The sequence below is a fragment of the Methanosarcina sp. 2.H.A.1B.4 genome, assembly GCF_000979385.1.
Classification (GTDB): domain Archaea; phylum Halobacteriota; class Methanosarcinia; order Methanosarcinales; family Methanosarcinaceae; genus Methanosarcina.
Window position 1 is genome coordinate 1 of the sequence record NZ_JJOV01000018.1, and the last position, 3,787, is coordinate 3,787.

The 3,787-nt window shown below is 40.7% G+C and carries 3 protein-coding genes; all 3 read left to right on the forward strand.

The features are described 5' to 3' along the window. Positions 1-963 precede the first annotated feature (963 nt). The 3 genes from EO92_RS03395 (at position 964) to EO92_RS17470 (ending at position 3,345) form a co-directional block, all read left to right on the forward strand. On the forward strand, positions 964-1,851 hold the full coding sequence (locus tag EO92_RS03395) for a DUF1616 domain-containing protein (protein WP_048169297.1): 888 nt from the start codon (positions 964-966) through the stop codon (positions 1,849-1,851). Between the two features lie 2 nt (positions 1,852-1,853). Then, positions 1,854-2,714, forward strand: coding sequence for a CPBP family intramembrane glutamic endopeptidase (locus EO92_RS03400; RefSeq protein ID WP_048169300.1), 861 nt, complete (start codon positions 1,854-1,856; stop codon positions 2,712-2,714). 469 nt (positions 2,715-3,183) lie between these two features. Continuing rightward, positions 3,184-3,345: a hypothetical protein gene (locus EO92_RS17470; protein WP_156161228.1), complete on the forward strand. Its 162-nt coding sequence runs from the start codon at positions 3,184-3,186 to the stop codon at positions 3,343-3,345. The last annotated feature ends 442 nt before the right edge of the window (positions 3,346-3,787 follow it).

The following is a 3,787-nucleotide window of genomic DNA, read 5'->3' on the forward strand; positions in this document are numbered from 1 at the left end:
ACATCTGCAATGGAATGGGCTTCGTTATACGCAGGCATGGCTGCAATAGTAATGGTCATATTATATCATCTACCTCTTTGATGAAAAAACTCAAGAATGTTTATAAAGCGCCTTTCTATAGAGAAATCGGCGAGAATTTCAAATACATTGAATACATTTTTCAGAGTCATCGCTCCACAAACTTTAAAGGGTTTCTAAGGATCGTCTGTAACCAGATCTACAGCGCATCATTTGGGGGATTGTTGTGCTCCTTTTAGGGAAAGGAAAGATGCCCTGCAAGCAAGTCAGAGTTCGGAATAAGACGTGTATTTGTTTTAAGAGATGAGCTATATAAACATTGGGACACAAAAGATAATTAAGCAGTCCCCCCGATAACGAAAAAGAAATAAGCTTAATTGGAAATCCCGTTCGCCAGAAAAGGAGCTTAAAGCGCTCCGATATAAATCTTACTTAGTATCAATATGGGAATAAAAATTTATACAGATAAGGAAATTAAGAAGTTTTTTACGATACGCAGTAGCATAAAAAAAGAATAGACTTATTCAGGAAACCCCCTCAAAAAAGTATCAGATTTAATCTGAACCGTAAAATTCCTCAGCAAGGTCATAAAGAAGAAATACATTTTTATAATAACATACAGGAAAAGGGGAAGATATTTTATACAAAAAAGTATTTGAGTAGATCGAGTTAAAATCATTATTTAAAAAAAGAGAAACTATTCAGGAACGGAAGCTTTACTAAATAGAAAAGAAAGTTCCTGAATAGAAACTCGGGCCAATCCCCAACCTTCCGGTTCTCAACTCTTCGCAGCAGAAGATTATAGAAGACCGACCGAAAAAAACAGCCTAAAAGGTTTTCTGAAAATCCCCTCGAGAGGGATGATGAAATAGGCAGATTAACCTGATCAAGAAAGATAAAACTGGAAAGCCAGAAAAACATTAAAACCGTTTTATGAGGAGTCATATGGCCGGGAACCAGAAGTTTCCATCTGACCTGCTGTTTGTGGTAGGCCTTGTAGTTCTCACGGATATTTTCGTACTTATTCCTGTACTAAGTGAGAGTTTTATTCGCATAGTCCTTGGCCTACCACTGGTATTATTCCTACCGGGGTATGCCCTTGTAGCCTTGCTATTTCCAACAAAAACCGGACTTGAGGGAATTGAAAGAGCAGCACTTTCTGTTGGAATGAGCGTTGCAATAGTACCGCTTATAGGACTTGTACTTAATAATACATCATTCGGGATCAAGGAAGTACCTCTTCTTGCAAGCCTCTCTGTATTTATCATCCTTGCATGTGCAGCAGCATATGTCCGCAGGAGGCAGCTTCCAGAAGACAAAACCTTTGGGATCTCTTTCAAGGCTTCTGCCCGTTCCCTGTTAGTTGAAGTTATGGGAAAACCTGAGTCGTCAACAGAAAAGACACTCAGAACTTTTCTGGCAATTTCCGTTCTGGCCTTAGTAGGAAGTGTGGCTTATGTATCCATAGTTCCCCACGACCATGAGCCATTTACAGAATTCTATATCCTCGGGCCCGAGGGAAAAGCTGAGAACTATACTACAGAGTATGTGCAGGGAGAAAGTGGAACCGTCATTATAGGGATCGCAAACCATGAGCATAGGGCAGTAAACTATACAATGGATGTCAGGCTCGAAAACAGATCCCTGCCGCTACCTGAGAACCTGAGAAATATAAAACTTGACGACAACATAACCCTGGAAGAGCCCCTTGAGATAACCCCCTCTTTTGAAGGAGAGAATATGGAGCTTGAGTTCCTGCTTTTCAACGAGACTGAAAAGGATGTGCCTTACAGGGACCTGCGCCTCTGGATAAACGTTACCAAGGAGGCCTGAAGATGGGAACATATGAGAATCAGGAGATGCAAACACCTGAAAAGAGAGAGATACAAACTCCTGAGTATATGCACGTACCTGAAAATAGGGCGGCACAGAAGTCTTCATTGAAAAACAAAGGACTTTACCTGATAATTCCGATTTTAGCCATCGCTTTTGCGGAATTTATGATATATTCTGGAAGACCTATAGAAGCCATGGAGGTACACGCAGTCACCCTGCTAGGGCTTTCTCTTTCCATGTTATATATCAAAAATGAGGAGATTCAGAAAACTTACCAGGCCCTGCTCCTGCTGCCAATCCTGCGACTTGTAAACCTCTCAATGCCAGCATTTTATGAGGAAACCCTTTACTCGTTTGTCTTTATTTACGGACTCCTTACAATTCCAGTAACCATTGCACTCACCGACCAGGGGTTTACTAGAGAACGGCTTGGAATGACCTTCAAAAGGATGTGGATTTATATTCCACTCTCGATAATTATGGGGCTCCTGCTTGGAGTAGGGGAATACTTAATAGTAGAGACAAATTACCTCATCCCCGACCTTTCAATTCCCTCCCTTTTGAGACTTACCCTTGTTATGGTCTTTTTAGTAGGTCTTGTTGAAGAGATCATCTTCAGGTCCATTCTGCAGAACCGGCTCGAAGAGTTTCTCGGCAGCCGGGGGGGTCTGATTATCACAAGCGTCCTGTTCGGATTAATGCATTCAGGGTATGGAAACATAGGTGAAGTATTCTACACTCTCTTTGTAGGTTTTATCATAGGATTTATGTTCTACAGAACCCGAAGCCTCCCTCTGGTCACAATGATCCATGGCTTCATAAACGTCTTCCTCTTTGGGGTTATCCCCCATCTTTTCTAAATTCATTTTTTAAAAAAGTTGCGTTTTCTGGACTCATTTTCTCTAAACTTGTTCACCTGTTCCTTCCTGTAAGGTGATGCCTGAAAAGAAGAAGAGGTAAAGGAAACGGGAAAAGAGGAGAAGAGAAAAAAGAGAAGAGGAATGCATGAAAGTTAACAGGCAGAAAAGAAAGCCGAAAGCTTTTTTAAAAAAATGAGAATGATATTAATTCCATGAGGTTTTAAAAAAGAGATATTTTTGTCGATGCGCATGAATTCAAGGCTTAAATGAGCTCTCCAGACGTTAAAAGAGAGCTACAAGCTTATAAAGAATAACGGCACCGAAAGAAAACAGAAGTGGAATTATTCCCATATTCAGAGACGTTTTTACAGAATCTCCCCAGTTCTTTGACAGAGGAAGGAAGTCTCGGAAAAGTAACAGTAAAAGCAAAGTCGCTACGGCCACTGATGCACCTTCAGGGACCCCTAGTGTGGTCATCATTGATAACGCACCAGAAGAAGCGGAAGTTGATGAAATTAAACTTGTAAGCGTAGTCAGAACTCCTCTAGTTGATTCAGGTATAAGAGAAACAGATGTGCAATCTGATATAAAAACCCTCCTCCTTTTGCTTTCCAGAATTCAAGCTATATGAACCTAAGAGAGCAAACGAAAAAAGGGCGGATGACCCTGAAAACCCTGAACGTCCCGGTCCGGAGAGTGGAAGAAAAAGGTCAATTATATGATTAAGATAGAGGACAAGGTAGATCAGCTATATGACTTTAAGATGGGTGCACCCAAAATTTTTAAGATGAGGAACTTTCATATAAAAATTATAACTGTAAGAATTAACTATAATAAAGGTGGCATCAGGATAACGGTATTATAACAGGAGAAAATACCAGGAGAAAAATAGCAGTATTAAATCGGTATTATTAAATAAAGATAGTAAAGGAATTTCAGATGCCTGCAGTCGACGATTAATGCAAAACCACCAGAGTGAACTACCACTCAGCTAAAGACTGACTGGCTTCTCGGGTCATCCCTTCCTCTATTGAGGACAAGTCACGCGAGCTCAACCCTGCGTCCCGCAGGTG

What these genes read in the sequence shown, in the direction of transcription:
- EO92_RS03395 (WP_048169297.1), top strand. Translation starts at nt 964, where the DNA reads ATGGCCGGGAACCAGAAGTTTCCATCTGACCTGCTGTTTGTGGTAGGC.
- EO92_RS03400 (WP_048169300.1), top strand. Translation starts at nt 1,854, where the DNA reads ATGGGAACATATGAGAATCAGGAGATGCAAACACCTGAAAAGAGAGAG.